This is a genomic window from Sandarakinorhabdus cyanobacteriorum (assembly GCF_002251755.1).
GTDB lineage: Bacteria > Pseudomonadota > Alphaproteobacteria > Sphingomonadales > Sphingomonadaceae > Sandarakinorhabdus > Sandarakinorhabdus cyanobacteriorum.
Genome location: NZ_NOXT01000114.1, coordinates 23097 through 49572 on the forward strand (window position 1 = coordinate 23097; position 26476 = coordinate 49572).

The 26476-nt window shown below is 66.4% G+C and carries 30 protein-coding genes and 1 tRNA gene; 22 read left to right on the forward strand and 9 right to left on the reverse strand.

Annotated features, from left to right (window positions below):
• Positions 1–27 precede the first annotated feature (27 nt).
• Positions 28–104, forward strand: a tRNA-Asp gene (locus CHU93_RS10710).
• 82 nt (positions 105–186) lie between these two features.
• On the opposite strand, the gene CHU93_RS10715 is transcribed toward CHU93_RS10710, so the two are convergent.
• From CHU93_RS10715 to CHU93_RS17580, 5 genes are all read right to left on the reverse strand, one after another.
• Positions 187–522 (reverse strand): chorismate mutase, encoded by a 336-nt coding sequence (locus CHU93_RS10715; RefSeq protein WP_094474036.1) that lies wholly within the window; start codon positions 520–522, stop codon positions 187–189.
• Positions 519–758, reverse strand: coding sequence for a DUF2842 domain-containing protein (locus tag CHU93_RS10720; protein ID WP_086117367.1), 240 nt, complete (start codon positions 756–758; stop codon positions 519–521). Before CHU93_RS10720 ends, CHU93_RS10715 begins: the two co-directional genes overlap by 4 nt.
• A gap of 11 nt (positions 759–769) precedes the next feature.
• Positions 770–1327, reverse strand: a complete 558-nt coding sequence (locus CHU93_RS10725) for a 5-formyltetrahydrofolate cyclo-ligase (RefSeq protein ID WP_165768693.1) — start codon at positions 1325–1327, stop codon at positions 770–772.
• Between the two features lie 211 nt (positions 1328–1538).
• Positions 1539–1856 (reverse strand): cell division protein ZapA, encoded by a 318-nt coding sequence (locus CHU93_RS17575; RefSeq protein ID WP_165768694.1) that lies wholly within the window; start codon positions 1854–1856, stop codon positions 1539–1541.
• Positions 1856–2059, reverse strand: coding sequence for a hypothetical protein (locus CHU93_RS17580; protein WP_086117370.1), 204 nt, complete (start codon positions 2057–2059; stop codon positions 1856–1858). The genes CHU93_RS17575 and CHU93_RS17580 overlap by 1 nt, the downstream gene beginning before the upstream one ends.
• A gap of 196 nt (positions 2060–2255) precedes the next feature.
• Here CHU93_RS17580 and tkt point away from each other — a divergent pair, with 196 nt between their 5' ends.
• From tkt to gyrA, 17 genes are all read left to right on the forward strand, one after another.
• Entirely contained in the window at positions 2256–4223 is a 1968-nt protein-coding gene (tkt, locus tag CHU93_RS10735; protein WP_094474039.1) for a transketolase, read from the forward strand.
• A 15-nt stretch (positions 4224–4238) separates the two neighbouring features.
• Positions 4239–5246, forward strand: coding sequence for a type I glyceraldehyde-3-phosphate dehydrogenase (gene gap / locus CHU93_RS10740; protein WP_094474040.1), 1008 nt, complete (start codon positions 4239–4241; stop codon positions 5244–5246).
• A gap of 3 nt (positions 5247–5249) precedes the next feature.
• On the forward strand, positions 5250–6443 hold the full coding sequence (locus CHU93_RS10745; protein WP_094474041.1) for a phosphoglycerate kinase: 1194 nt from the start codon (positions 5250–5252) through the stop codon (positions 6441–6443).
• Between the two features lie 14 nt (positions 6444–6457).
• Positions 6458–7372 (forward strand): class I fructose-bisphosphate aldolase, encoded by a 915-nt coding sequence (locus CHU93_RS10750; RefSeq protein WP_094474042.1) that lies wholly within the window; start codon positions 6458–6460, stop codon positions 7370–7372.
• A gap of 59 nt (positions 7373–7431) precedes the next feature.
• Entirely contained in the window at positions 7432–8118 is a 687-nt protein-coding gene (gene thiE / locus CHU93_RS10755; RefSeq protein ID WP_094474043.1) for a thiamine phosphate synthase, read from the forward strand.
• A gap of 90 nt (positions 8119–8208) precedes the next feature.
• Positions 8209–9006 carry an inositol monophosphatase family protein gene (locus tag CHU93_RS10760; RefSeq protein ID WP_094474044.1) on the forward strand — a complete coding sequence of 266 codons (798 nt, stop codon included), beginning with the start codon at positions 8209–8211 and terminating at the stop codon, positions 9004–9006.
• Between the two features lie 127 nt (positions 9007–9133).
• Positions 9134–9511, forward strand: coding sequence for an NADH-quinone oxidoreductase subunit A (gene ndhC, locus CHU93_RS10765; RefSeq protein WP_086117378.1), 378 nt, complete (start codon positions 9134–9136; stop codon positions 9509–9511).
• Entirely contained in the window at positions 9511–10053 is a 543-nt protein-coding gene (locus CHU93_RS10770) for a NuoB/complex I 20 kDa subunit family protein (protein WP_094474089.1), read from the forward strand. The genes ndhC and CHU93_RS10770 overlap by 1 nt, the downstream gene beginning before the upstream one ends.
• Positions 10054–10058: 5 nt before the next feature.
• The gene (locus CHU93_RS10775) at positions 10059–10703 is read left to right on the forward strand and encodes an NADH-quinone oxidoreductase subunit C (RefSeq protein ID WP_243375552.1); all 645 of its coding nucleotides are present in this window, start codon (positions 10059–10061) and stop codon (positions 10701–10703) included.
• Complete coding sequence (locus tag CHU93_RS10780; protein ID WP_207759266.1) at positions 10700–11944, forward strand: NADH-quinone oxidoreductase subunit D; 1245 nt, start codon at positions 10700–10702, stop codon at positions 11942–11944. Before CHU93_RS10775 ends, CHU93_RS10780 begins: the two co-directional genes overlap by 4 nt.
• Positions 11941–12273, forward strand: a complete 333-nt coding sequence (locus CHU93_RS10785; RefSeq protein WP_279354385.1) for a nuclear transport factor 2 family protein — start codon at positions 11941–11943, stop codon at positions 12271–12273. Before CHU93_RS10780 ends, CHU93_RS10785 begins: the two co-directional genes overlap by 4 nt.
• A complete protein-coding gene (locus CHU93_RS10790) occupies positions 12270–12638 on the forward strand; it encodes a cupin domain-containing protein (RefSeq protein ID WP_094474045.1) in 369 nt (122 codons plus the stop codon). The genes CHU93_RS10785 and CHU93_RS10790 overlap by 4 nt, the downstream gene beginning before the upstream one ends.
• Positions 12635–13228, forward strand: coding sequence for an NADH-quinone oxidoreductase subunit NuoE (gene nuoE / locus CHU93_RS10795; protein ID WP_094474046.1), 594 nt, complete (start codon positions 12635–12637; stop codon positions 13226–13228). The genes CHU93_RS10790 and nuoE overlap by 4 nt, the downstream gene beginning before the upstream one ends.
• A complete protein-coding gene (locus CHU93_RS17585; protein WP_165768695.1) occupies positions 13228–13398 on the forward strand; it encodes a hypothetical protein in 171 nt (56 codons plus the stop codon). Before nuoE ends, CHU93_RS17585 begins: the two co-directional genes overlap by 1 nt.
• A gap of 7 nt (positions 13399–13405) precedes the next feature.
• Positions 13406–13567, forward strand: a complete 162-nt coding sequence (locus CHU93_RS17590) for a hypothetical protein (protein WP_165768696.1) — start codon at positions 13406–13408, stop codon at positions 13565–13567.
• Between the two features lie 6 nt (positions 13568–13573).
• Positions 13574–14881, forward strand: coding sequence for an NADH-quinone oxidoreductase subunit NuoF (gene nuoF, locus CHU93_RS10800; protein ID WP_094474047.1), 1308 nt, complete (start codon positions 13574–13576; stop codon positions 14879–14881).
• Between the two features lie 214 nt (positions 14882–15095).
• Positions 15096–17795, forward strand: coding sequence for a DNA gyrase subunit A (gene gyrA / locus CHU93_RS10805; RefSeq protein WP_094474048.1), 2700 nt, complete (start codon positions 15096–15098; stop codon positions 17793–17795).
• Positions 17796–17801: 6 nt separating this feature from the next.
• On the opposite strand, the gene CHU93_RS10810 is transcribed toward gyrA, so the two are convergent.
• On the reverse strand, positions 17802–18491 hold the full coding sequence (locus CHU93_RS10810) for a lysoplasmalogenase family protein (RefSeq protein ID WP_165768697.1): 690 nt from the start codon (positions 18489–18491) through the stop codon (positions 17802–17804).
• Positions 18492–18673: 182 nt separating this feature from the next.
• Between CHU93_RS10810 and CHU93_RS10815 the strand changes: the two genes are divergently transcribed.
• From CHU93_RS10815 to CHU93_RS10830, 4 genes are all read left to right on the forward strand, one after another.
• The gene (locus CHU93_RS10815) at positions 18674–19915 is read left to right on the forward strand and encodes a hypothetical protein (RefSeq protein ID WP_133064378.1); all 1242 of its coding nucleotides are present in this window, start codon (positions 18674–18676) and stop codon (positions 19913–19915) included.
• 124 nt (positions 19916–20039) lie between these two features.
• Positions 20040–21530 (forward strand): IMP dehydrogenase, encoded by a 1491-nt coding sequence (gene guaB, locus CHU93_RS10820; protein WP_094474050.1) that lies wholly within the window; start codon positions 20040–20042, stop codon positions 21528–21530.
• On the forward strand, positions 21527–22672 hold the full coding sequence (locus CHU93_RS10825; protein ID WP_094474051.1) for an RsmB/NOP family class I SAM-dependent RNA methyltransferase: 1146 nt from the start codon (positions 21527–21529) through the stop codon (positions 22670–22672). The genes guaB and CHU93_RS10825 overlap by 4 nt, the downstream gene beginning before the upstream one ends.
• Before the next feature lie 12 nt (positions 22673–22684).
• Positions 22685–23161 carry a tetratricopeptide repeat protein gene (locus CHU93_RS10830; RefSeq protein WP_094474052.1) on the forward strand — a complete coding sequence of 159 codons (477 nt, stop codon included), beginning with the start codon at positions 22685–22687 and terminating at the stop codon, positions 23159–23161.
• Positions 23162–23164: 3 nt separating this feature from the next.
• Here the strand turns inward: CHU93_RS10830 and rsmA are convergent, their stop codons facing one another.
• From rsmA to CHU93_RS10845, 3 genes are read right to left on the reverse strand one after another with little or no spacing between them, the layout of a single operon-like run.
• On the reverse strand, positions 23165–23989 hold the full coding sequence (rsmA, locus tag CHU93_RS10835) for a 16S rRNA (adenine(1518)-N(6)/adenine(1519)-N(6))-dimethyltransferase RsmA (RefSeq protein ID WP_094474053.1): 825 nt from the start codon (positions 23987–23989) through the stop codon (positions 23165–23167).
• Between the two features lie 3 nt (positions 23990–23992).
• Positions 23993–24991, reverse strand: a complete 999-nt coding sequence (gene pdxA, locus CHU93_RS10840; RefSeq protein WP_094474054.1) for a 4-hydroxythreonine-4-phosphate dehydrogenase PdxA — start codon at positions 24989–24991, stop codon at positions 23993–23995.
• Positions 24991–26349, reverse strand: a complete 1359-nt coding sequence (locus tag CHU93_RS10845; RefSeq protein WP_094474055.1) for a peptidylprolyl isomerase — start codon at positions 26347–26349, stop codon at positions 24991–24993. The genes pdxA and CHU93_RS10845 overlap by 1 nt, the downstream gene beginning before the upstream one ends.
• Positions 26350–26476 lie beyond the last annotated feature (127 nt).

The window sequence follows — 26476 nt, forward strand, 5'->3', positions numbered from 1 at the left end:
CCATATCAGCGCGGCTCCGCAAGACACGCGGGTGTAGCTCAGTCGGTTAGAGCGTCGGCCTGTCACGCCGAAGGTCGCGGGTTCGAGCCCCGTCACTCGCGCCACTTGCCCTGCAAGTGGCGGCATGAAAAAGCCCCGCTGCCAGTGATGGCAGCGGGGCTTTTCCTTTGGCGGTGCGGCGGCGGATCAGGCCGCGTCGGGCGTTGCCAGATTTTCCATTGGCCGCAGGCGGTCCCATTCGCCGAATTCGTGCGCGATGCTGGCTTCCACCAAGGTCTCCCAAAGCGCTTCAGCGAGGCCCGCAGGCAGGCCGGCTTCGCTGGCGGCAGCCGCCGCGTTGGCAATCACCTGGGCCTTGCGCGCCTCGTCGCGCACGGCGCCGCGGGTTGGCTTGATGCGGGCAGCCGCGTTCATGTAACCGAAGCGGCGGGCGAGCAGGGCGACCAGTTCGCGATCGAGCGCGTCAACGCCGGCGCGCACCTCGATCATGGTCTGGCACTGCTCGGGCGGCTTCACGGTCATTTCACTCTCCAGCGGCCGGTGTTCATCCACAGCAGCACCGGCTTCAGCGGCGCGATCCAGGCAATGCCGGCCGCGGCATAAACCAGCAGTTCCAACAGGCGCGGCAAGCCCTGCAGCCAATCCGCCAGCGCCGCGATGGCAAGGGCATAGGCGGTGATGTACAGCACGATGCCCAGCATCCCGACCGGCTTGCGCCAGCTGGGTTCGGGGGGGATGCGGTGCGGGGCCACGCTCATGGCGGAGCGCCTTAGCGATATTTGCGGCAGTCCACCAGCCGCTCCGGTGTCGCGATCAGGTCCAGCGGCATGTCCCACGGCTCGGCCGGCAGGGCCGGGGCAATCTGGCATTCCCAGGCAAGGCCGATGGCCCGCACCGGGCGGTGCTGGCGCAAGGCCGCCAGCGCCCGGTCATAATAGCCGCGGCCCTGGCCCAACCGCACGCCGCCCAAGGTGACGGCGACCAGCGGCACCAGCAGCAGGTCGGGTTCCACTTGGCGAGCGCTGGCCGGCGGCTCGGGAATATTCTGGAAGCCGGGCACCAGCGCGCTCCATTCCACCTGGTGGAAGCTGGTATTGGGGCCGGCGACGCGCGGGAAGGCGTGGGGGCCCAGCTGCTTTTCGATCCACACCGGGTCGATCTCGTCAGCCACGGCGGCATAGCTGCCGGCCATGCGCACACCGGCCAGCGCCGGGGCAATCATCGCGGCCAATTGGCGTTCCAGCCGTTCCCGCACGCCGGGGCCAAGGTTGGCGACAAAGGCCTTGCGGGCGGCGCGATAGGTGCGGCGAAGGTCGGTCTTGGTCACGGCAGCTCTCGGGTGATGTGGCGGGACCACCATGGGCCGTTGGACTTGAAGATCCTCTGACGCCAGTAACGTCAGGTGGGAACCAGTTGTGGTGAACCACGGTTCACCCAGGGCCAGCCCCCAATAGGATGATTATCGCCTCAGGGATGCTTGCTTGCTCGTACCGGGCAGTGCCCGCCACGTCTGGCTATAGGCGCTTGGGGCCGCCCGCTCAAGTGCGGGCAATCGCCTCAAGCCGTTCGACCAGCGCCGCCAACCGCGACAGGTCGGGGGCGGCGGTGGCTGTGGCAGCCGCCGTCACCGGGGCCAGCGATGGCGGATTGGCGCCGCGCGCTTCGGCCAGTTCATCGGCCAGCATCAGGGACACCAGCACCAGCAGCTGGTTTTCCGGCAGCACGCCCAGCGCCGTCGTCAGCCGGTGGGCGCGGGCCGACAATTCGTCGCCCAGGCGCGAAATCCGCGCCTCGTCGCCGTCGCGCGCCGGGATGCGATAGCTGCGGCCAGCGATGGTGAGCAGTGCCTGGCCCATCAGCCGTTCCCGGCCAGCAGCGCATCTAGCGCCGCCACGGTGTCGCTGGCCGCCGCCTCGATCCGGGCGAGGCGGGCGCGGTCGCCGGCCTGGGCCGTGCGCAGATCGTTCAGGGCGGCCGCATCGGTGAGGCGGCGCCGTTCGATGGCACCGATTGCGCTTTCGAGTCGCGCCAACAGGCTCTCCAGCTCGGAAATGGCCATTCTCCCCGCCAAGCTCAACGGCTTGCACCGCAGACATAAGAGCAATTGTCAACGAGCGTCAAGAATCGCGCCTGTCAATTTCGCCGCGCGCAACAGCAAAAGGTTGACGTTGCCGCCATGCTTCGGCCAAAGCCGCGCACGTCAATCCGAACTGCACTGCCACCCATGGTGGCGCCACACACAAGGACCGGCCGCGATGACCGATCTGAACCGCTGCGCCAATGCCATCCGTGCCTTGGCCATGGACGCGGTGGAGGCCGCCAACAGCGGCCATCCCGGCATGCCGATGGGCATGGCCGATGTGGCGACGGTGCTGTTTGCCAATCACCTGAAATTTGATCCGGCCGCGCCGCGCTGGCCGGATCGGGATCGCTTCGTGCTGTCGGCCGGCCATGGTTCGATGCTGATCTATGCGCTGCTGCACCTGACCGGCTATGCCCAGCCGACGCTGGACGACATCAAGCGCTTCCGCCAGTGGCACTCACCCTGCGCCGGCCACCCGGAAAACACCGAACTGCCGGGCGTGGAATGCACCACCGGGCCGCTGGGCCAGGGCCTGGCCATGGCAGTGGGCATGGCGATGGCCGAGCGCCATCTGAACGGCGTGTTCGGTGACGGCCTGGTGGATCACCACACCTGGGTGATCGCCGGCGATGGCTGTTTGATGGAGGGGATTTCCCAGGAGGCGATTTCGCTGGCCGGCCATCTGCAGCTGGGCCGGCTGAACGTGATCTGGGACGACAATGGCATTTCCATCGACGGCCCGGTGAGCCTGGCCAGTTCGGAAAACATGGCCGCGCGCTTTGCGGCGGCCGGTTGGCATGTCGTGGCCTGTGACGGGCATGATTTTGCCAGCATCGACGCGGCCTTGACGGCGGCGAAGGCCGATCCGCGCCCCAGCCTGATCGCGGCGAAGACCACCATCGGCAAGGGCGCGCCCACCAAGGCCGGCACCAGCGGCAGCCATGGCAGCCCGCTGGGCGCCAAGGAGATCGAGGGCGCCCGGGCCGCGCTGGGCTGGAACCATGGCCCGTTCGAGATTCCGGCCGACATCAAGGCCTGGTGGGAAGGGCTGGGTGCCCGTGGCGCCGCCGCCCGGACCGCCTGGGAAGCCCGGCTGGCCGCCAGCGACCAGGCCGGCGAGTTCACCCGCCGCATGGATGGCCGTCTGCCCGAAGGCGCCGCCGCCTATCAGGCGCATGTGGCCAGCCTGATCGCCAATCCGCCCAAGGTGGCCACGCGCAAGGCCAGCGAGATGGCACTGGATGCGCTGGTGCCGGCCCTGCCCGAACTGGTGGGCGGTTCGGCCGACCTGACCGGATCGAACAACACCAAGGCCAAGGGCCAGGCGCTGTTTGGCGCGGCCGATTATGCCGGCCGCTATGTCCACTATGGCATCCGCGAATTCGGCATGGCCGCCGCGATGAACGGCATGGCGCTGCACGGCGGCATCATTCCTTATGGCGGCACCTTCCTGGTGTTCAGCGATTACATGCGCAACGCCATCCGTCTCGCCGCCATCCAGCAGATCCGCGTGATCCATGTGGCGACGCACGACAGCATCGGCCTGGGCGAGGATGGCCCGACCCACCAGCCGATCGAGCATCTGGCGTCCTTGCGCGCCATGCCCAATGTGGCGGTGTGGCGGCCGGCCGATGCGGTGGAAACCGCCGAGGCCTGGGCCTGCGCCCTGAAGGACGAGAAGCGCCCGTCGGTGCTGGCCCTGTCGCGCCAGAATCTGCCGCCGCTGCGCAGCGATGGCGGCGAGAACCGCGGCGCGCGCGGCGCCTATCGCCTGGTGGCCGCCACGGCCCCGCGGGCCGCCGTGCTGATCGCCACCGGTTCGGAAGTGCATATCGCGGCCGAAGCGGCCAGGTTGCTGGAGACCGATGGCATTGGCTGTGATGTGGTGTCGATGCCGTGCTGGGAGGCGTTTGCGACGCAGGATGCCGCCTATCGCGCCGATGTGTTGCCGGCGGGCGTATTGAAGGTGTCGGTGGAAGCCGGCGTCACCCTGGGTTGGGAGCGCTGGACGGGCAGCGATGGCCTCAACATCGGGGTTGATCATTTTGGCGCTTCGGCGCCGGCCGAGCGGCTCTATGCCGAATATGGTTTGACCGCGCCGGCGATTGCCGCGCGGGTGAAGGCCCAACTGGGTCGCTGAGGAAAGGTGAGTGACATGGCTGTGAAGGTTGCAATCAACGGTTTCGGGCGCATCGGCCGCAACGTGCTGCGCGCCATCGCCGAATCCGGCCGCACCGATATCGAGGTGGTGGCGATCAACGATCTCGCCAGCGCCCAGGCCAATGCCCGGCTGCTGGCGCGCGACAGCGTGCACGGCGCCTTCCCGGGCAGCGTGAGCGTGGATGGCGACGCCATCGTGGTGAATGGCAAGCGCATCGCCGTGACCGCCGAGCGTGACCCGGCCAAGCTGCCGCACGCCGCCATGGGCGTGGACATCGCGCTGGAATGCACCGGTTTCTTCACCGATGCCGCCAAGGCCGGCGCCCATATCACGGCTGGTGCGAAGAAGGTGCTGATCTCCGCCCCCGGCAAGAATGTCGATCTGACGGTGGTGTATGGCGTCAACCACGGCAAGCTGGCGGCGGAGCATAATATCGTTTCCAACGCCTCGTGCACCACCAACTGCCTGGCGCCGGTGGCCATGGTGCTGGACCGGGAGTTCGGCATCGTGAAGGGCCTGATGACGACGGTGCACGCCTATACCAACGATCAGAAGATCCTCGATCAGATCCACGACGATCCGCGCCGCGCCCGCGCTGCCGCCCTGTCGATGATCCCCACCACCACCGGGGCTGCCCGCGCCGTGGGTGAGGTGCTGCCGCAGCTCAAGGGCAAGCTGGATGGGTCGGCCATCCGCGTGCCGACCCCGAATGTGAGCGTGGTGGACCTGACCTTCGAAAGCGCCAAGGCGACGACGAAGGAGGAGATCAACGCCGCGCTGGCCGCGGCCGCCAATGGCGAGCTGAAGGGCGTGCTGGATTTCGCCGTCGAGCCGCTGGTGAGCATCGATTTCAACCACAGCCCGGCCTCGTCCACCGTGGACAGCCTGGAAACCGCGGTGATCGGCGGCAATCTGGTGCGCGTGCTGGCCTGGTATGACAATGAATGGGGCTTCTCCAACCGCATGGCTGACACGGCGGTTGCCATGGGCAAGTTCCTCTGAACCATGGCCGGCTTTCGCACCATCGATGACATGCCGGCACAGGCCGGCAAGACCGTGCTGGTCCGCGCCGATCTGAACGTGCCGATGGCGGACGGTGTCGTGGGGGATGACACCCGCCTGCGCGCCGCCGTGGCCACCATCGCCGGGCTCGCCGATGCCGGCGCGCGTGTGGCGGTGCTGTCGCACTTTGGCCGGCCCAAGGGGCGGGATGCGAAGAACAGCCTGGCCCCGGTGGCCAAGGCGCTGGCCGGCGTGCTGGGCCGCGATGTGGCGTTCATCGATGATTGCGTGGGCGTAGCCGCGGCGGCGGCGCTGGCCGCCCTGCCGGAAGGCGCGGTGGCGGTTCTGGAAAACACCCGCTTCCATGCCGGGGAGGAGGCCAATGATCCGGCCTTCGTGGCCGAACTGGCCAAGCTGGGCGATTATTATGTGAACGATGCCTTTTCGGCGGCGCATCGCGCCCATGCCAGCACCGAAGGCCTGGCCCATCATCTGCTGGCCTTTGCCGGCCGCACGATGGAGGCCGAGCTGAAGGCGTTGCAGGCGGCGCTGGGCACGCCCAGGCGCCCGGTGGCAGCCGTGGTCGGCGGCGCCAAGGTGTCGAGCAAGATCGATGTGCTCACCAATCTGGTCGGCAAGGTTGATCATCTGATGATCGGCGGCGGCATGGCCAACACCTTCCTGGCGGCGCGCGGCATCGATGTCGGCAAATCGCTGTGCGAGCATGATCTGAAGGCCACCGCGCTCGACATCATGGCGCGGGCCGAAGCGGCCGGCTGCACCATCCATCTGCCCTATGACGTGGTGGTGGCCAAGGAATTCAAGGCGCAGGCCGAGAACCGCGGCGCCAATATCCATGACATAGCCGCCGACGAGATGGTGCTGGACATCGGCCCGGCGGCGGTCGAGGCGCTGGCTGATGCCCTGAAAACCTGTGCGACCTGCGTGTGGAACGGGCCGCTGGGTGCATTTGAAATCGCGCCGTTCGATGCAGCCACGGTGGCGCTGGCCCGCACGGCGGCCGCGTTGACGCAAGGCGGCACGCTGCTGACCGTGGCCGGTGGTGGCGACACGGTGGCGGCGCTGGCCCATGCCGGCGTGACGCAGGATTTCAGCTTCATTTCGACCGCCGGCGGCGCCTTCCTGGAATGGATGGAAGGCAAGGCTTTGCCCGGTGTCGTTGCACTTCAGCATTGAGAAGAGGGGGATTTATGTCGATCACGCCGACCGTGAAGGCCATCCTGGCCAATTATGAGAGCGACAATCCCGGCACCAAGGCCAACATCGCCCGCATGCTGATGCAGGGCCGGCTGGGCGGCACCGGCAAGATGGTGATCCTGCCGGTGGACCAAGGCTTCGAGCATGGCCCGGCCCGAAGCTTTGCGCCCAACCCCGATGCCTATGATCCGCATTACCACTACCAGTTGGCCATTGATGCCGGCCTGTCGGCCTATGCCGCGCCGCTGGGCATGCTGGAGGCGGGCGCCGACACGTTCGCCGGCCAGATCCCGACCATCCTGAAGGTGAACAGCAGCAACAGCTGGGCGACCGGCATCAACCAGGCCGTGACCGGCACCGTGCACGACGCGCTGCGCCTGGGCTGCGCCGCCATCGGCTTCACCATCTATCCGGGTGCGGATGATGTGTTCGACATGATGGAGGAGTTCGGCGAGCTGGCTGCCGAAGCCAAGTCGGTCGGCCTCGCCACCGTGCTGTGGAGCTATCCGCGTGGCGGCAAGCTGTCGAAGGATGGCGAGCTGGCGCTCGACGTCGGCGCCTATGCCGCGCACATGGCGGCGCTGCTCGGCGCGCACATCATCAAGGTGAAGCTGCCGAGCGCGCATATCGAGCAGAAGGATGCGGTGAAGGCCTATGAGGGCGGCGACTGGTCCACGCAGGCCAAGCGCGTTTCCCATGTGGTCAAATCCTGCCTGAACGGCCGCCGGCTGGTGGTGTTCTCGGGCGGCGCCACCAAGGGCACCGATGCCGTGTATGAAGATGCCTATGCCATCCGCGACGGCGGCGGCAACGGCAGCATCATCGGCCGCAACACCTTCCAGCGTCCGCGCGCCGAAGCCATGGCGATGCTGGACAAGATCATCGACATCTATCTCGGCAAGGCGTGAGACAGCGCTGTCGGCAAAATGGATGCTGGCCTGCGCCAGCATGGCGAGAATTGTGAGACATGACCGACGACGACCTCATCCCGCTGCCGGCCGAGTTTGCTGATCGCTTCGATCAGGAAGACCGGCCGGCGTGTCAGCTTTATGTCGTCTCGCCCGCGCGCATCGAAATCCCGGCCTTCATTGACAGCCTGAAGGCGGCGCTGGACGGCGGGCCGGTGGCGGCCTTCCAGCTGCGGTTGAAGGATGTGTCCGACGACATGGTGCTGCGCGCCTGCGAGGCGTTGCTGCCGGTCTGTAATGAGCGCGAGGTCGCCTTCATCCTGAATGATCGCGCCGATCTGGCCAAGCGCGCTGGCGCCGATGGCGTGCACCTGGGGCAGGGCGATGGCAGCCTGGCCGAAGCGCGCGCGCTGCTGGGCGCCGGCGCGCAGATCGGCCGCACCTGCCACGACAGCCGGCATCTCGCCATGGAAGCCGGGGAGCAGGGCGCCGATTATGTGGCGTTCGGCGCCTTTTACGACACCACCACCAAGCCCAGCCATTACCGGCCGCAGCCGGAAATCCTCAGCTGGTGGATCACGCTGAGCCAACTGCCCTGTGTCGCCATCGGCGGCATCTTCCCGCACAATGCCGCGCCGCTGGTGGATGCCGGCGCCGATTTCATCGCCGTCGTCCGCGCCGTTTGGGAGCATGAGGGCGGGCCCGGTGCCGGGGTGGCGGCCTTCAAGGACGTGCTGGGCTGGTAATCGGCGGCGGCTTCGGTTAAGGGCCGCCCGTTCTTTCGCATTCCCGTTCCCCACGCCCGGCCGGCACCCGCTGGCCGCAAGGATTTAGCCATGGTCGCCCATTCGTCCCTCATCACCGTCATGGAAAAGGCCGCGCGCAAGGCTGCGCCCAAGCTGCGGCGCGATTTCGGGGAGGTGGATGCGCTGCAGGTCAGCCGCAAGGGCCCGGCCGATTTCGTGTCCAATGCCGACAAGGCCGCCGAAGCCGCCGTGGTGGAGGTGTTGCGCCACGCCCGGCCGGATTGGGGCCTGCTGCTGGAGGAGGGCGGCGAGATCAAGGGGGCCGATGACCGCTGCCGCTGGATTGTCGATCCGCTGGATGGAACCTCCAACTTCCTGCACGGCATCCCGCATTTCGCCATTTCCATCGCCGCCGAAGTGGTTGGCGAGGTGGTGTCCGGCCTGATCCATCAGCCGCTGACGGGCGAAAGCTATTGGGCGGAAAAGGGGCGGGGGGCCTGGCTCAGCGACCGGCGGCTGCGCGTGTCGGGCCGGCGCGATCTGAATGATTGCCTGATCGCCACCGGCATCCCCTATCAGGGCCATGGCAACCGCGCCCAGTTTTCCGCCATCCTGGATGCGGTGATGCCCGAAGTGGCCGGTGTGCGCCGCTTTGGCGCCGCCAGCCTGGATCTGGCCTGGGTGGCGGCCGGGCGCTTTGACGGCTTCTGGGAAACCGGCCTGTCTTATTGGGATATTGCCGCCGGCATGCTGCTGATCCGCGAGGCCGGCGGCTTCGTTTCGGATTTCCGCGGTGGGCAGGACATGGTGTCCCGGCGCGAGGTGGTGGCGGGCAACCAGTCCATTCAGTCGCGCCTGCACAAGCTGGTGGCCGGCGCGCTGCGTTGAGCGCCAGCTCCCCCCTGGCCGAAATGATGACAAAATGTCGCATTTTTTGGGCTTGGGAGGTTGCCCCACCGGCAAGGGGCCGCTAATCATGGTGCATCGCAACAGCTGTTGAAGGCGCCCCCAGGCCATGTCGGCCATCGCATCTGAATATCTGCCGGTATTGCTGTTTTTTGCAGTGGGCATCGCCTTTGCGCTGATCTTCGTCAGCGCCCCCATCGCCGTTTCGGCGCTCACCGGCACGGCCAAGCCCGAAGCGGTGAAATTGTCGGAATATGAAAGCGGTTTTCCCGCCTTTTCCGATGCGCGCGCCAAATTTGACGTGCAATTCTATCTGGTTGCCATCCTGTTCATCGTGTTTGACCTGGAAGCGGCCTTCCTGTTCCCCTGGGCAGTGAGCCTGCATTGGGGCGGCGAAAGCGCCTGGTGGGCGATGATGGAATTTCTGGGCGAACTGGCCATCGGCCTTGTCTACGCCTGGAAGGTGGGAGCGTTGGAGTGGGAGTGATGACGCCTCAGGAAGGAACCGGCGCCATCGCCCTGCCGGAAAACAACCGCGACCTGTTCCTGCGCGATGTCTCCCAGGAAGTGGCGGACAAGGGCTTTCTCGTCACCTCGACCGAGGATCTGTTCCACTGGGCCCGCACCGGCAGCCTGTGGTGGATGACCTTTGGCCTCGCCTGCTGCGCGGTCGAGATGATGCACACCAACATGCCGCGCTATGACATGGAGCGCTTTGGCATCGCGCCGCGCGCCTCGCCGCGCCAGTCCGACGTGATGATCGTGGCCGGCACGCTGTGCAACAAGATGGCCCCGGCATTGCGCCGCGTCTATGACCAGATGGCCGAGCCGCGCTATGTCATCTCCATGGGCAGCTGTGCCAATGGCGGCGGCTATTATCACTACAGCTATTCGGTGGTGCGCGGCTGTGACCGGATCGTGCCGGTGGACATTTATGTGCCCGGCTGCCCGCCGACGGCCGAAGCCCTGCTTTATGGCATCCTCGCCCTGCAGCGGAAGATCCGCCGCGTTGGCGTGTTCGAACGGTAAGCAAGATGACGATCATTGCGCCTGAGGTGGGCAAACACAGCTGGCCGGTGATGGCCCGCCATGCCGAGTTGCACGGCCGGCTGGCCGAGCTGCTGGGCGATGCGTTGATCCATGTGGTCGATCATGCCGGTGAGACCAGCGTGACCGTGGTGCGCGAACGGCTGGTCGAATGCGTGACCGCGCTGCGCGATGCCGAGGATCTGCGCTTCAACCAGCTGACTGACATTTGCGGTGCCGATTATCCCGACCGCGCCGAACGGTTCGAGGTGGTGGTGCAGCTGCTGTCGATGGCGAAGAATCTGCGCCTGCGCGTGAAGACGGCCACCGATGGCGCCGCCCCGGTGCCCAGCCTGACGGGCGTGTTTGCCAACGCCGGCTGGTATGAGCGCGAGACCTGGGATTGTTTCGGTGTGATGTTTGCCGGCAACCCCGACATGCGCCGCATCCTCACCGATTATGGTTTTGAAGGTCATCCGTTCCGCAAGGATTTCCCGCTGACCGGCCATGTCGAGCTGCGCTGGTCGGAAGAGCACAAGCGCGTGGTGTATGAGCCGGTGCGCCTGGCGCAGGATTTCCGCAGTTTCGATTTCCTGAGCCCCTGGGATGGCACCGATTATGTGCTGCCGGGTGACGAGAAGGCTGGACAATGAGCAGTCTTGGTTCCGCGGGGGCCGCCTGGACGGCCGAAGACACGATCGACGTGCTGCCGGCGAAGGACGGCAACGAGATCCAGAACTACATGATCAACTTCGGGCCCCAGCACCCGGCAGCGCACGGCGTGCTGCGGCTGGTGATGGAGCTGGACGGCGAGATCATCGAGCGGTGTGACCCGCACATCGGCCTGTTGCACCGCGGCACCGAAAAGCTGATCGAATACAAGACCTATCTGCAGGCGCTGCCCTATATGGACCGCCTCGATTATGTGTCGCCGATGTGCATGGAGCACAGCTATGTGCTCGCCGTCGAGAAACTGGCGGGCATCGAGGTGCCGCTGCGCGCCAAATATATCCGCACCATGTTTGCGGAAATCACCCGCATACTGAACCACATCCTCAACACCACCGCGCATGCCATGGACGTGGGCGCCATGACGCCGATGCTGTGGCTGTTTGAAGAGCGCGAAAAGCTGATGGAGTTTTACGAGCGGGTGTCGGGCGCGCGCTTCCACGCCGCCTGGTTCCGCCCCGGCGGCGTGCACCAGGATCTGCCGGCCGGCATGCTGGAGGATATCGCCGCCTGGTGTGATGGCTTCCCGCGCCTTCTGGATGAATTCCAGGGCCTGGTGGCGGACAACCGCATCTTCAAGCAGCGCAATGTCGACATCGGGGTGATTTCCAAGGACGATGCCATCAACTGGGGGTTCACCGGGCCGTGCATCCGCGCCAGCGGCGTCGCCTGGGATCTGCGCAAGGCCCAGCCCTATGACGCCTATCATCTCGTCGATTTCAATGTGCCCGTCTCCAACGACGGCGATTGCTATGCCCGCTTCATGGTGCGCATGGAGGAAATGCGCGAGAGCGTGAAGATCATCCGCCAGTGCGTGCGCGACATGCCGGCGGGCCCGCACATCACCGAAAACCGCAAGGTGGCGCCGCCGTCACGCCGCGAGATGAAGCGCTCGATGGAAGCGCTGATCCACCATTTCAAGCTCTACACCGAAGGCCTGCACGTGCCGGCCGGCGAAGCCTATGTCGCCACCGAAAGCCCCAAGGGCGAGTTCGGCATCTATCTGGTCGCTGATGGCACCAACAAGCCGTGGCGCTGCCATATCCGTGCGACCGGCATGGCGCATCTGCAGGCGATGGATTTCCTGTGCAAGGGCCATCTTCTCGCCGACGCACCGGCGGTGCTGGGCAGCCTGGACATCGTGTTTGGTGAGGTGGACCGGTGAGCAAGCTGGCCATCGCCGAGGCGATGATCGCGCATTACAACGCGCAGGATGCCGATGCCTATGTGGCGCTGATGACCGACGATGCGGTGGAGGCCGGCTATCGCGGCGCCGTGCTGCGCGATGGCAAGGAAGGCGTGCGGCAGGGCCTGAAGGCGATGTTTGCCCAGTTCCCGGAAAACCGTGCCGAGATCATCAGCGGCCATGAACTGGGCCCGTTCGCCGTGCTGCACGAGAAGGTGTGGCGCACGGCGGATGGCGAGCCGTTCGAGGTGATAAGCGTGTACAGTTTCGAGGGCGACCTGTGCAGTCGCGTGGAGTTCATCCGGTGAGTGCGCCGCAGCCCATATCACTGGCCGACAAGCTGGCGGGTATTTCCGACCATTGGAACCCGCGCATCGTCGCCGGCTACAATGGCAACGAGCTGCGGCTGGTGAAGCTTGCCGGCGACTTCACCTGGCACAGCCACCCCGATACGGACGAGCTGTTCCTGGTGTTGAAGGGCCAGATGCGCATCCTGTTTCGCGACGGCGTGGCCGAACTGGGCGAGGGCGATCTGCTGGTGGTGCCGCGCGGAGTCGAACACTGCCCGCAGGCCGACGCCGAATGCCATGCGCTGCTGATCGATCGCGAAGGCGAGCCCAACACCGGCGACACGCCATCGCACCGCACCCGCACCACCCTGGAACGCGCATGACCGACTTTTCCGACTTCAGCTGGACCGCCGAGAACGCCGCCGAAGCGCAGCGCCTGATCGGCCTCTATCCGCCCGGCCGCCAGGCCAGCGCCATCATGCCGTTGCTGTGGCTGGCGCAGTATCAGATGCGCGATGAAACCGGCGTCGCCTGGCTGCCGGTGCCAGTGATCGAGTTTGTCGCCGCCCAAATCGGCATGCCCTATATCCGGGCGTACGAGGTGGCGAGCTTCTACACCATGTACAATCTGAAGCCGATCGGCCGCTTCCATGTGCAGGTGTGTGGCACGACGCCGTGCATGCTGCGCGGCAGCGACGATGTGATGAAGGCCTGCAAGGACAAGGGCCTGAAGAAATATGGCACCACAGATGACGGCCTGTTCACCCTGACCGAGGTGGAATGCCTGGGCGCCTGCGCCAACGCGCCGATGGTGCAGATCAACGACGAGAATTATGAAGACCTGACCTATGACAGCATGACCGCCATCCTGGACATGCTGGCGCGTGGGGAAATGCCGAAGGTGGGCAGCCAGATCGGCCGCACCGCGTCGTGCCCGGACGGCGGGCCGACCACGTTGACGGATATGGTGTGATGGATCGGCGCATTGGTTTTGCAGCGCTTGTTGTCGCTGTTTTTGGCCTTGCGTTGATGGCCAGGCAGGCCGCTGAGGCGCCGGGCAACAGCATTTCGCTCTTGGCGGTTCTGCTCACCTGGCTGCCCTTGTCGGTCTTGTTGGTGTACCGACTGCTGAAGCGGAGGTAATGGTGTGATGAAGCCGCTCAATATCCTGTCGATCCTGCTCATGCTGGCCTCCATCGGCCTGCTGATCTTTGGCATCGTCAACGACAAGTCGATGGTGGCCGTGGCCATGCCGCTGCTGGTGGTGGGCATTGCGGTGGGCGCACAGGCGCGCAAGCGCGAAGGGAAGTGAACGGCCATGCTGGCTGACAAGGATCGCATCTTCACCAACCTCTATGGCTTCCAGCCGTGGAATCTGGATGCCGCGAAGAAGCGCGGCGACTGGGCCGACACCAAGGATCTGATGAGCGTTGGCCCCGATGCCCTGATCGATGCGGTCAAGGCCAGCGGCCTGCGCGGGCGCGGCGGCGCGGGTTTCCCGACGGGGATGAAGTGGAGCTTCATGCCCAAGACGCCCAATCCCGACCGGCCGTCCTATCTGGTGGTCAATGCCGATGAATCCGAACCCGGCAGCTGCAAGGACCGCGAGATCATCCGCCATGATCCGCACAAGCTGATCGAAGGCGCGTTGATTGCCGGCTTCGCGATGCGGGCGCGCGCCGCCTTCATCTATATCCGGGGCGAGTATATCGCCGAGGCCAAGGTGCTGATGGCCGCCGTGCAGGAGGCCTATGCTGCCGGGCTGATCGGCCGGAACGCCTGCGGCACCGGCTATGATTTCGATGTTGTCGTCCATCGCGGCGGCGGCGCCTATATCTGCGGCGAAGAAACCGCGATGATCGAAAGCCTGGAAGGCAAGAAGGGCCAGCCGCGGCTGAAACCGCCGTTCCCGGCCGGCGCCGGCCTTTATGGCAACCCGACGACGGTCAACAATGTCGAGAGCATTGCCGTGGTGCCGACCATCTTGCGCCGCTCGCCCGAATGGTTTGCCGCCATCGGCCGGCCCAAGAATGAAGGCACCAAGCTGTTCCAGATCAGCGGCCATGTGAACCGCCCGTGCGTGGTGGAGGAAGCGATGAGCATCCCCTTCCGCCAGCTGATCGATGAACATTGCGGCGGCATCCGCGGCGGGTGGGACAATCTGCTCGCCGTCATCCCCGGCGGATCATCGGTGCCACTGGTGCCGGCACATCAGATCATGGATTGCCCGATGGATTTCGACGCGCTGCGCGATCTGAAATCCGGCCTGGGCACCGCCGCCATCATCGTGATGGACAAATCGACCGACATCGTGCGGGCGATCGCGCGGCTGAGCTATTTCTACAAGCATGAAAGCTGCGGCCAGTGCACGCCGTGCCGCGAAGGCACGGGCTGGATGTGGCGGGTGATGGAACGGCTGGTGACGGGTGACGCCGAACCGCACGAGATCGACATGCTGCTGGAAGTCACCACGCAGGTGGAAGGCCATACCATCTGCGCCCTGGGCGACGCTGCCGCCTGGCCGATCCAGGGCCTGATCCGCCATTTCCGCCCCGAGGTGGAAGCGCGCATTGCCCGGCGCAAGGGCTTTGTGCAGGTGCCGGGGTTGGCAGTCGCGGCGGAGTAACCGTCCTCACAGTCATGCTGGCGAAGGCCAGCATGACTGTGCCGCTAGCGCTCTAGTGACTGCCGAATAGTCCCCCGTCCTACGGTGGATGCTGGCCTGCGCCAGCATGACTGGAGAATGGCGGGAAAACAGCCTTTCCACTGGCCTTTTCCGGCCCAATCCCCTAATCGGGTCATGCATTTGCAACACGCCAAGTTGAGCCGATAAAAAGCCAATGGAATCAACCATTCAGCCACCCGCCGGGGCACCCGATATCCAGCCGGTCTCCATCGTCACGGAGATGCGGACGAGTTTCCTTGATTATGCCATGTCGGTCATCGTGGCGCGCGCGCTGCCGGATGTGCGCGATGGCCTGAAACCAGTGCACCGGCGCATCCTGTGGGGCAGCCACGAAAACGGCTTCACCCACAACAAGCCCTATCGCAAATCGGCCCGCATCGTTGGCGATGTGATGGGCAAATATCACCCGCACGGCGACAGCGCGATCTATGACGCGCTGGCGCGCATGACCCAGGATTGGTCGATGCGGCTGCCGTTGATCGACGGGCAGGGCAATTTCGGCTCGATGGACCCGGATGCCCCGGCCGCCATGCGGTACACCGAAGCCCGCCTGGCCAAGTCGGCCGATGCGCTGCTCGCCGATATCGACAAGGACACGGTGGATTTCGTCCCCAATTATGACGGGTCCGAACATGAACCGTCGGTGTTGCCGGCGCGTTTCCCCAATTTGCTGGTCAACGGTGCCGGCGGCATTGCCGTGGGCATGGCCACCAACATCCCGCCGCACAATCTGGGCGAGGTCGTGGATGCGGTGCGCGCCTATCTCGATGATCCGCTGATCACGGTGGAAGGGCTGATGGCGCATGTGCCGGCGCCCGATTTTCCCACCGGTGGCCTGATCCTGGGATCAAGCCAGCTGCGCGCCGCCTATGAAACCGGGCGCGGTTCGATCCGCCTGCGTGCCCGCCACGAGATCGAGGAGGGCCGCGGCGACAAGCGCGCCATCGTGCTGACCGAAATTCCCTATCAGCAGGGCAAGAACGCGCTGGTGGAGAAGATCGCCGAGGCGGTGAAGGACAAGCGCATCGAGGGCGTGTCGGACCTGCGCGACGAGAGCAACCGCGAAGGCGTGCGCATCGTGCTGGATCTGAAGCGCGACGCGACGCCTGATGTGGTGCTGAACCAGCTGTGGCGTTACACCCCGGCGCAGCAGAGCTTTGCCATCAACATGCTGGCCATCCGCGGTGGCCGGCCCGAGCTGATGGGCCTGAAGGACATCATCAGCGCCTTTGTCGAATTCCGTGAAACGGTGATCACCCGCCGTTCCAAGCACGAACTGATGAAGGCGCGGGAACGCGCGCACCTGTTGATCGGCCTGGTCATCGCGGTGGCCAATCTGGACGAGGTGGTGCGCATCATCCGCGCCAGCGCCAGCCCGGCCGACGCCCGCGAAACACTGATGGCGCGGGATTGGGATGCGGCCGAAATCCGCCCCTATCTGGCGCTGGTGGAAGCCGGCACGGTGGATGCGGATGCACCCACCATTCGCCTGACCGAGGCCCAGGTGCGCGCCATCCTCGATCTGCGCCTGCAGAAGCTGACGGCGTTGGGCCGCGATGAAATCGGCAATGAGCTGAAGGAACTGGCCGACAGCATCGCCGATCTGCTCGATATCCTGACCAGCCGGGTGCGGCTGCGCAGCGTGCTGCGCGCCGAGCTGGACGCGGTGTCGGACGAGTTCCAATCCAAGCGCCGCACCGAGATCGTGACGGCGCATGACGATATTGACGACGAGGATCTGATCGAGCGGGAGGACATGGTGGTGACCGTGACCCGCGATGGCTGGATCAAGCGCGTGGCGCTGGCCGAATATCGGGCGCAGGGGCGCGGCGGCAAGGGCCGCAACGCCATGGGCACCAAGGATGAGGACGCGGTGACGACGCTGTTTGTCACCTCCACCCACAATCCGGTGCTGTTCTTCTCCACCGCCGGCAAGGTCTATCGCCTGAAGGTGTGGCGCCTGCCGCAGGGCAGCCCGCAGGCCAAGGGCAAGCCGATCAACAATCTGCTGCCGCTGGCCGAGGGTGAGACGATCATCACCACGCTGGCCCTGCCGGAGGATGAGGCCGAATGGGGCCGGCTGCACGTGATGTTCGCCACCGCCCATGGCAGCGTGCGCCGCAACGCCATGGATGCCTTCACCAGCGTGCCCACCGCCGGCAAGCTCGCCATAAGGTTCGAGGATGGCCCAGAAGGAACGAAAAATACTGACCGGCTGATCGGCGTGGCGCTGTGCGATGCCGCCGACGATGTGTTCCTGGCGGCCAAGAGCGGCAAGGCCATCCGCTTTGCCGTGGATGATGTGCGCGAGTTTGTGTCACGCACCTCCACCGGGGTGCGCGGCATGACGCTGGCCGACGGGGACGAAGTTGTCTCCATGGCCATTCTGAAGGGCTTTGAGGCCAGCACCGAGGAGCGTGAGGATTATCTGAAGGCGGCGGCCTGGAAGAGCGATCCGGGTGAGCGCATCCTGTCGGAAACCCGCATGGGCCAGTTTGCGGCGGCCGAGGAGTTCATCCTCACCATCACCGCCAATGGCTTTGGCAAGCGCAGCTCCGCCTTTGAATATCGCCAGTCGGGCCGCGGCGGGCAGGGCATCCGCAACATCGGCGAAAGCGATCGCAACGGCGATGTGGTGGCCAGCTTCACCGCGCATGATGATGATGATGTGATGCTGGTCACCGATCAGGCCAAGCTGATCCGCATCCGTGCCGCCGATATCCGCATCATGGGCCGTGCCGCCCAGGGCGTCACCCTGTTCAAGGTCGCCGATGATGAGCATGTCGTGTCGGCCGCGCTGATCCCGGCCGATGGTGAGGACGCGGCGACGGATGGGGCAGAGCCGGCTGCCTGAGCCGGTTCAGCCGCCGTGTTGTGCCTTGGCCAGCAGGCCGCGGGCGACCCCCAGCGTGATCAGCCATTGGCCGGCGAAATAGCTGGCCCAGACCAGCGCGCCATCGACCAGCGGATCGATCAGCCCGCCGCCGCCCAGGCGCAGCACCAGCAGCGTGTCTGACGCGATGAACAGCAGGGCGCCGATGGCGGCGAGGCGGGGAAAGCGGCTGAGCCACAGCGTGGCTGTCATGGCGCACAGCAGCAGCGCATAGACCAGCATTGCGGTGAAGCTTTGCCCGGCCGGGGTGAGCAGTGGCGGCATCGCCAGCGCATAGGCGAGCAGCGCGGCCATCACGATGAAATCGCCGATCGCCGGCCGGCGCCGATGCTGCAGATAGAAGGCGATGGCGGTGGCATGGCCCAGTGCGAAGCAGGCCGCGCCGGCAAGGAACAGGCCGGGGATGGCGAGCAATATGTCGCCAGCCGCCCCCAGGAGCATGACCAGGACCAGCCAGGATGCGCCGGCACAGCGCAACTGCAGCGCCGAACCCGCCAGCAGCAGCACGCCGCTGCCTTTCAGCACCACATGTGCCGGCCCGGTGGTGAGTGGCCCCAGCAGCAGATAGGCCAGCCCGGCAAGGCCCGCCATGGCCAGCATGGCCCGGAAGCGCAGCGGCAGGCCGCTGGCACCGGCGATGGAGATCAGGGCCGTCATGTTAACCATTGTCGGCCTTGGCCGGCCGAACGGCAAGGCCGCAGCGCCTGTCTCACCGATTGTTCATCTTTGGCCGGTTACACACGGCCAATCACCGTGCGTGTGACCGGTTGACGCGGAAAGAGTCGCGGCTTAGCCCAAGGCGAAACGAAGAGAGGCCTTTGGGCTTGAGGGAGGCATGAATGAGGATTTTGACGACTGCGCTGGCAATTGGCCTGATGGCTGGCACCACCCTGGGCGCCGCCAGCCCGGCGCTGGCCCAGAAGAAGCCTGAGGCCGCCAAGCCGGCCCCGCCCAAGCTGTCGAAGCCGGTGATGGCGGTGGTGATGGCGGTGCAGAAGCTGCAGCAGGCCGGTGATCATGCCGGGGCCCTCGCCAAGCTGACCGAGGCGGCCGCCGTGCCGCGCGCCGAGAAGGATGATGCGCTGATCCTGGCCAAGCTGAAGCTGTTTTCGGCTCAGACCATCAAGGACAATGCCAAGCTGGAAGAAGGCCTGACCGAAGCGGTCGAGGCGCCGAGCATCACGCCCGACGAAAAGCTGATGTTCTCCAAGTTTGTTGCCGGCCTGGCCAGCAACCGCAAGGATTATGGCAAGGCCTGGACCTGGTATGAATTTTATCTGGGCCAGAAGCCGGATGATGTGGAAATCACCGTGCAGGCCGCCAGCGTGGCGGCAGCCCTGAAGCAGCCGGCGCGTGTGTATGAACTGCTGACCAAGGCCATCGATCTGCGCGAGGCCAAGAACGAGACCGGCGATCGCAGCTGGTATGAATTCCGCGCCCAGACCGCCATCGACAACAAGATGGACGACAAGCTGCTGCCGTCGCTACTGGGTTGGGTGAAGGCCTTTCCGGAGCCCAAGAGCTACAACCTGGCCATCGGCCTGGTGAAGCAGCGCCAGGGCAATCTGGACAACAACGTGCTGGTGGATTTCGGCCGCCTGATGTCGGCCGCCGGCGCGATGACCGATGCCAACAACTATCTGGAATATGCCGATGCGGCGCTGGATCGCGGCATGCCCAACGAAGCCGAGATCGTGTTGAAGGAAGGCATCGCCAAGCAGCTGCTGGACGGCAGCAAGCAGAATATCAAGGAATTCGTGGCCCAGGCGGCATCGAAGAACGCCGAAAGCAAGGCCGGCCTGGCCGCGCTGGAAAAGGATGCCAAGACCAGCCCGCGCCTGGCGCTGGTAGTGGCCGACACGTTTGCCAATCTGAAGCAGTATGACAAGGCCATCACCTGGTACAAGACGCTGGTGGGCAATGCCATGATCGATCAGGACACGGTGAACCTGCGCCTGGCCTTTGCCCTGAAGAACAGTGGCGATGCCGCCGGTGCCAAGGCCGCGCTGGCCAATGTGAAGGCCGGCCCGCGTGCCATCATCGCCAAGTTCATGGATGTGGTGATCGGCGACGCCGCCTGATCGGCCAACGGACGTGACACGGGAGCGCGCCGCACGGCTTCGTGCGGCGCGCTCTTTTCATGTGCGCGCCTTGCCCCTATAGACGCGCACCCTTTTTCGCAGCCCGCCCGCCACGGAGTCGTTCATGCCCATTCGTCCGGAACCCCGCCTTGGCCTCACTTTCGATGATGTGCTGCTGGTGCCGGCCGCGTCGGCGGTGCTGCCCAGCATGGCGGACACCTCAACCTTCGTCACCCGCTCCATCCGGCTGAACATCCCGATGCTGTCGGCCGCGATGGACACGGTGACGGAAGGCAGCATGGCGATTGCCATGGCCCAGATGGGCGGCCTCGGCGTGCTGCACCGCAATCTCACCGTGGAGCAGCAGGCGCTGGCGGTGCGGCAGGTGAAGCGCTTTGAAAGCGGCATGGTGGTGAACCCGGTGACGCTGACTCCGGATCAGACGCTGGGCGATGCCCGCGCCCTGATGGCCAGCCATGGCATTTCGGGCTTTCCGGTGGTGGAAAAGGTTGGCCCCGATGGCGCGCCGGGCAAGCTGGTCGGCATCGTCACCAACCGCGATCTGCGTTTTGCCGAAAATGATGGCCAGCCGATTGCCGAGTTGATGACCCGGGACAATCTGGTGACGGTCCGCCAGGGCGTGACCGAGGCCGAAGCCCGCCGCCTGTTGCACAGCCACCGCATCGAAAAGCTGCTGGTGGTGGATGATGCCGGCCATTGCATCGGCCTGATCACCATGAAGGATATCGTGCGCGCGGTGAACCATCCCGATGCCACCAAGGATGCCGCCGGCCGCCTGCGCGTCGCTGCCGCCACCACCGTGGGCGATGCCGGGTTCGAGCGCACCGAAGCGCTGCTGGATGCCGAATGCGATCTGATCGTGGTGGACACCGCCCACGGCCATAGCGACCGCGTCGCCGAAGCCGTCAACCGCATCAAGAAGTTGAGCAACAATGCCCAGGTGATCGCCGGCAATGTGGCCACCGCGTCGGCCGCCATGGCGCTGATTGATGCCGGCGCCGATGGCATCAAGGTGGGCATTGGCCCCGGTTCCATCTGCACCACCCGCGTGGTCGCCGGCGTGGGCGTGCCGCAGCTGACAGCGGTGATGGACACGGCCGAAGCCGCCTGGAAACAGAATATCCCGGTGATCGCCGATGGTGGCCTCAGGACCAGCGGCGATGTTGCCAAGGCGCTGGCCGCTGGCGCCAGCGCGGTGATGGTCGGCAGCCTGCTGGCCGGCACCGAGGAAGCGCCGGGCGAGACCTTCCTGTGGCAGGGTCGCACCTACAAGGCCTATCGCGGCATGGGCAGCGTGGGTGCGATGGCGCGCGGCAGTGCCGACCGTTATTTCCAGCAGGACATCAAGGATCAGCTGAAGCTGGTGCCGGAAGGCATTGAAGGCCAGGTGCCCTACAAGGGCCCGGTCGCCAATGTGCTGCACCAGCTGGTCGGCGGCGTGAAGGCGGCCATGGGCTATACCGGTTCGCCCACGCTGGCCGATTTCCGGGAGCGGGCCGAGTTCATCCGCATCACCAACGCCGGCCTGAAGGAAAGCCACGTGCACGACGTGACGATCACCCGCGAGGCCCCCAATTATCCGACCGGCGGGTGACGCCGGCCGCGCGGTTGCAGGCCGCCATCGAGATATTGGACCAGGTGATTGCCGCCGCCCGTGATGGCGGGGCGGCGGCCGATACCATCATCCAGCGCTATTTCAGCACCCGCCGCTATGCCGGATCGAAGGACCGGCGGGCCGTGCGCGATCTGGTGTTCGCCGTGGTGCGATCCCTGGGCGAACGGCCGGTCAGCGGCCGGGCCGCGGTGATCGGCCATGCGCGCAGCGCTGATCCGGCCCTGCTGGCGCTGTTTGGCGCCGCCGGCCACGCGCCGCCGCCGCTGGTGCATGGCGAGCCGGCGGCCAGCCCCGGCCTCGCGCCGGCCTGGCTGGAACGCATGTTGATCGAACGCTTTGGCAATGATGCCGAACGGCAGGCGCGGGCGCTGCTGGAACGCGCGCCACTGGATGTCCGGGTGAACGGCCTGAAGGCAAGGCGGGATGACGTGCTGGCCGCCCATCCTGATTGGACATTGCTGCCGGCCACCCGCCACGGCGTGCGCCTGCCGCCCGGCACCAATGTCGAGGCGCTGCCCGACTTTGCCGAGGGCCGGATTGAGGTGCAGGACGAAGGCAGCCAGATCGCCGCGGCGGCGCTGGCGGTGCGGCCCGGTGAGACGGTGGTGGATCTGTGCGCCGGGGCCGGCGGCAAGACGCTGGCGCTGGCGGCCGAAATGGCCGGGCAGGGGCGCCTGATCGCCTGCGACACCGATCGCGCCCGCCTGCAGCAATTGCCGCCGCGCAGCGAGCGGGCCGGCGTGGCCGTGGAAAGCCGCCTGCTCAACCCCGGTGCCGAGGCGCAGGCCCTGGCCGATCTGGTGGGGGCCTGCGATGCCGTGCTGATCGATGCGCCCTGTTCGGGCAGCGGCACCTGGCGGCGCAACCCGGAAAGCCGCTGGCGACTGACTCCGGACCGGCTGGCCCGGCTGGTGGCGACCCAGGCCATGCTGATCCGATTGGGCGCCTCGCTGCTGAAACCCGGCGGCCGGCTCGTTTACATCGTCTGCTCGCTGCTGCCGGCGGAGGGCGAGGCCCAGCTGGCCGACACGCCGGGCCTGGCGCCGTGGACCGCCCAAGTGCTGACGCCCGCCGATGATGGCTGCGACGGCTTTTTCATCGCACAGTCATCCCGGCTCTGATATTGGCAGGGCATGATGATGCGCTCTGCTCTGCTTTCCCTCGCCCTGGTCTTGGCCGCCCCGGCGGCGGCGGTGGGCCGTGATGACCAGTTGAAGCCTGCCTCCACCCAGTTTGCCGCCGCCGGCCAGACCGCGCTCGCGGCCGGCAAGGCGCAGGATGCCATCGACAGTTTCGAAGCCGCGCTGGCGGTGGACCCGCGCAATGTCGCCGCCTTTGCCGGCATCGCATCGGCCTATGAAAAGCTCGGCCTGCCGGGCAAGGCGGTCAAATATTATCGCGAGGCCCTCGCGCTCAACCCGTCCGACATTGCGTCGCTGGAAGGGCAGGGCCGGGCGCTGGTGGCACGCGGCGCAACGGCGCGGGCGCAGATCAACCTCGCCCGCATCAAGGCGCTGTGCAAGGCCGATTGCAGCGCCGCTGTGCGCCTGGAAGGTGTGATCGGCAAGGCGGCGCAAACCGCCGAGGCGCCGGCCAAGCCGAAAAGCTGAGCTTCACCCCAGCCGCGCCGCCGCCCGGGCAAAGGCTGCCACCGGCACGGTTTCGGCACGGGCTTCGGGCTTGATGCCCTCGGCCTCCATCGCCTCCAGCGCGCCCGGCAGGCCCTTCAGGCTGGCGCGCAGCATCTTGCGGCGCTGGCCAAAGGCGGCGGCCGTCAGCGCGGCGAGCCTGGCCGGCTGTGCACTGCTCATCGGTGTGGCCGGCACCAGATGCACCACTGCCGATTCCACCTTTGGCGCCGGCACGAAGGCGCGCGCCGGCACGCTGAGCGCAATCCGCGGCGTGGACCGCCACTGCGCCAGCACGGCGAGGCGGCCATAGGCTGCGCTGCCCGGCTGGGCTGTGATGCGCTGCGCCACCTCCTTCTGGAACATCAGGGTCAGGCTGGCCCACCACGGCGGCCATTGCGGCCCGTCCAGCCAGCCGGTGAACAGCGCGGTGCCGATATTATAGGGCAGGTTGGCGACGATATGCGCGCCGGGGCCCACCAGCGCCGCCGGGTCCACCGCCATGGCATCGCCGGCCACCACCTGCAGCCGGCCATCGGCGGCGGCAGCGAGTTCCGCCAGCGCCGGCAGCGCGCGGTCATCCCGCTCCACCGCCACCACATGCGCGCCAGCTCTCAGCAGCGCGCGGGTCAGCCCGCCGGGGCCGGGGCCAACTTCATAAACACGGGCGCCGGCCAGATCGCCGGGCACCCGGGCAATCCGGTCGAGCAGATTGGTGTCGGTGAGGAAATTCTGGCCGAGCGATTTCTTGGCGTTGAGCCCGTGCGCCGCGATCACCTCACGCAGGGGGGGCAGGTCGGCCAATGCCATTGGTCAGCGGCGGCGGGCGGCGCAATCGGCCGCCATGCGGATGGCGGCGATCATCGCACCGGGGGAGGCCAGGCCCTTGCCGGCAATGTCAAAGGCGGTGCCATGATCGGGCGAGGTGCGGATAATCGGCAGGCCCAGCGTAATGTTGACGCCATCATCGAAATGCAGCGCCTTCAGCGGGATCAGCGCCTGGTCATGATACATGCACAGCGCCGCGTCATAGCGGGCGCGGGCATGGGCATGGAACATCGTGTCGGCCGGCAGCGGGCCGATCACGTCAATGCCCTCCTCGCGCAGCGCCTCGATCGCCGGGCGGATGATCTCGATCTCCTCCCGCCCGATGGTGCCGCTTTCGCCGGCATGGGGGTTGAGGCCGGCAATGGCCAGCCGCGGCGCATCGATGCCGAAATCGCGGGCCAGGCTGCGCGCGGTGATGCGGGCCCGGCACATGATCAGATCGCTGGTGATCAGCCGCGGCACCTCGGCCAGCGGCACGTGCACGGTCAGCGGCACGGTGCGCAACGTCGGCCCGGCCAGCATCATCACCGCATTGCTGGCGGCCACGCCGCAGCGTTCGGCAACAAATTCGGTCTGCCCCGGATAGCTGAACCCGATGGCGGCCAGCTGCGATTTTGCCACCGGCCCGGTGACCAGCGCCGATGCCATGCCCTGCCGCGCCAGCCCGCAGGCCAGTTCCAGACTGTCGAGCGCGCAGCGGGCACCGGGCAGATTGGGCTGGCCGGGCACGATCTCGCCCGGATCATCCACCTGGATCAGCGGCAACGCATCGGCAAAGGCCGACGCGGCGTGATTGGGATCGGAAAGCGTCGCGATCGGCCCGTTCCACACGGCGCGCAGGGCACGGGCATCGCCGATGGCGAGGAACGGCGGCAGGCCGGCGCTGTCACGCCGTTCCCAGGCGGCCGCGATGATTTCCGGGCCAACCCCGGCCGGATCGCCAAGCGAAACCGCCAGCGGCGCCGAAGGGGCAGGATCGGCCATCAGCGATAATCGACGATGGCGTCGCGCCGCAGATCGCGCAGATAGCGGCGCGCGCGCATGCCCACCCGCTCTTCGTTCATCTGGTTGTATATCTCGTCGAAATTGGGGGCCTGGGCCTGCACCTGGCTGTCATCGCGGCCGCACAGCACCAGCACGCGCAGGCCTTCCTCGGCCGAGCCAAAGGCCGGCGTGGCCTCCCCGATCGACATCCGGCCCAGCACATTCTGCAGCGCCGGGGGCAGATCCTTCATGCGGATGGCATCATTGGTGGCAACATCACCGCCCACCTGCTTGGCCAGCGCGTCCACCCCGCCACAGCCGCCCATCTTCTGGGTCAGGCTGCCCAACTCGGCGACCTTGGCGCGCGCCTGTGCCTCGGTGGTGTCGGCCTTCAGCGGCACGGTCAACTGTTTCAGGCTGAGGATGGCAAGGGTGGGATCGGCGGCCAGCACCTGGCGCTTTTCCAGCAGCGACATGATGGCGACGCCGCCCGGCACCGGGATCGGATCGCTGATCTGGCCCGGCTGCATGGCGGCGAGCACCGGGGCCAGCGCATCGCTCAGCTGCTCGGCGCGGACCCAGCCCAGATCGCCGCCCAGGCCGGCCGTGGAGGCTTCGGAAAACTGGCGGGCATAGGCAACAAAGCTGGCGCCGCCACGCACCTGGCCAACGATGCGCGCCGCATCCTCCATCACCTGGTCCAGATTTTCGGTGGTGGCGGTCAGGAAAATCTCGCCCACATGATATTCGTCCTTGCCCTTGGCGGCGTTCAGCTTGTCCACCACCGCCTGCACCTCGTCATCGCCGACATTGACCAGCGGCTCCACCTTGCGCCGCAGCACGCGGCTCCAGGCCAACTCGGCGCGGATCTGGGCCTTGAGGCTGGCCGCCGACGAGCCGCTTTGGCTCAGATAGGCTTCGAACTGGGCCGGGGTCCGCTTGAAATTCTGGGCCACACGGTCGAACGAGCGCTGCACTTCGGATTCGGGGATGCGGATGTCGTTTTCGGCCGCTTCCTGCAGCTGCAGCTTTTCATCGATCAGGTTGCGCACGATCTGCAGGCGCAGGCGCTGGCGTTCGGCCTCGTCGATGCGGCCGCCATTGGCCGCCAGCACCAGCGCCAGCCGGTGATCGATATCGGTATCTGTGATCACATCGCCGTTCACGATGGCCTGGGCCTTGCGCAGGGCCGGATCGACATTGCCGAGCAGAACGATGTCGGGCAGATCGTCGGCCGAAAAGCTGCGCTCGGTGGATTGCGCGCCGGCAGCATCGGCGACCACCAGGCCAGAGGCCAGGGGCGCGGCCGTGGCAAGAGCCAGGGCCAGCATCGGGCGCTTGATCAACTGAAACCGCATTCCATCACTCCGCAGAACCTTGTCCGCCTTAGCGCATGGCTGCGCCGGGGGGAAAGCATCATCTTGGCCGCTGTGCGCCAACCGGCCTGAACCAAAGGTGAAATAAAAGTCAGATGCGGCGGGCGCT